Origin of the sequence: Streptomyces verrucosisporus, from assembly GCF_017114865.1 — a bacterium.
GTDB classification, from domain to species: Bacteria; Actinomycetota; Actinomycetes; order Streptomycetales; family Streptomycetaceae; genus Streptomyces; species Streptomyces fenghuangensis.
The window spans coordinates 1-1,801 of the sequence record NZ_JADEYH010000070.1 but is presented as its reverse complement, the minus strand read 5'-3'; the positions used below and the strand labels follow the sequence as shown (position 1 = coordinate 1,801).

The following is a 1,801-nucleotide window of genomic DNA, read 5'->3' as shown; positions in this document are numbered from 1 at the left end:
CGGGTCGCCCAGCGCGGTGCCGGTGCCGTGCGCCTCGACCGCGTCGACGTCGGAGGCCCGCAGCCCGGCGCCCGCGAGGGCCTGCCGGATCACCCGTTCCTGAGAGGGACCGTTGGGCGCGGTCAGTCCGTTGCTGGCGCCGTCCTGGTTGACGGCGGAGCCGCGCAGTACGGCGAGTACCCGGTGCCCGTTGCGACGGGCGTCGGACAGCCGCTCCAGGAGCAGCAGGCCCACGCCCTCGCTCCACGCGGTGCCGTCGGCGGACGCGGAGAACGACTTGCAGCGGCCGTCGGGCGCGAGCCCCCGCTGCCGGGAGAACTCCACGAACGAGTTCGGCCCCGCCATCACGGTCACCCCGCCCGCCATCACCAGTCCGGCCTCCCCGGACCGCAGCGCCTGCGCCCCCAGGTGCAGGGCGACCAGCGAGGACGAGCAGGCGGTGTCCACGGTGACCGCAGGGCCCTCCAGGCCGTACGCGTAGGCGAGACGCCCGGAGATCACGCTGGAGGTGTTCCCGACCAGCAGGAACCCCTCGAACTCGGAGGGGACCGAGGACAGCCGTGACGCGTAGTCGTCGTACATCGCCCCGACGAACACCCCGGTGTTGCTGCCGCGCAGCGCGGCCGGGTCGATCGCCGCGTCCTCGAAGGCCTCCCAGGCGGTCTCCAGCAGCAGCCGCTGCTGGGGGTCGGTCGCGGTCGCCTCGCGCGGCGAGAGCCCGAAGAACTCCCGGTCGAAGAGGTCCGCGTCGTGCAGGAACCCGCCCTCGCGGACGTACGACGTGCCGGTGCTCTCGGGGTCCGGGTCGTAGAGCCTCTCCAGGTCCCAGCCGCGGTTGGCGGGGAAGCCGCTGATCGCGTCCGTCCCGGAGGACACCAGCCGCCACAGGTCCTCCGGCGATCCCACTCCGCCGGGGTAGCGGCACGCCATCCCGACGATCGCGATGGGCTCGTCGGCGCCTGCGGTGGCCGGGGCCCCGGTCACGGCGGCCGGCGCCTCACCCGCGATCCGGTCCAGCAGGTGGCGGGCCAGCGCGTCGAGGCTCGGGTGGTCGAAGACGACCGTGGACGCCAGCCGCAGTCCGGTCGCACTGTTCACCCGGTTGCGCAGCTCGACCGCGGTGAGCGAGTCGAAGCCCTGCTCCTTGAACGCCCGTGTGGCGTCCACGGCGTCACCGGAGGAGTGCCCCAGAGCCAGGGCGGCGGACGTACGCACCACGTCGAGCACCGCGGCGTACCGTTCCTCCTCCGGCAGTGCGGCGATCCGCGCCGACCAGTCCCCGGCGCCGGGGGCGCCCGCGCTGCGCGCGACCCGGCGGGTGCGGACCAGGCCCCGCCAGACGGCCGGGAGCTGCTCGGCGCCCGCGCCGGCCCGCCCCGGCCGCAGCGCGGCGGGTACGACGAGCGCCCCGGGTACGGCCAGCGCCTCGTCGAACAGCCGCAGCCCTCGCTCCGCTTCCAGCGGTACGACACCGGTCCGCGTCCAGCGGGCCACGTCCGCCTCGGAGAGCGTGCCGCCCATGCCGGCGGTCGCGTCCCACAGCCCCCATGCCAGGGAGTGCGCGGGAAGGCCCTGTGCGCGCCGGTGGTGGGCGAGCGCGTCGAGGAAGGTGTTGGCGGCCGCGTAGTTCGCCTGCCCCGCCATACCGGTGATGCCCGACACGGAGGAGAACAGCACGAACGCCGCCAGGTCGTGACCGCGCGTCAGATCGTGCAGGTGCCACGCGCCGTCGACCTTGGGCCGCAGGACCGTCTCCACCTGCGCCCCGGTCAGCGAGCCGACCGTGGCGTCGTCGAGGACA

At 74.8% G+C, this 1,801-nt stretch carries 1 protein-coding gene; it reads right to left on the bottom strand.

All coding sequences use genetic code 11. The annotated features are described in order from the left end of the window. On the bottom strand, positions 1 to 1,801 hold a 1,801-nt coding region (locus IQ279_RS27465), incomplete at both ends, for a beta-ketoacyl synthase N-terminal-like domain-containing protein (RefSeq protein ID WP_206352031.1).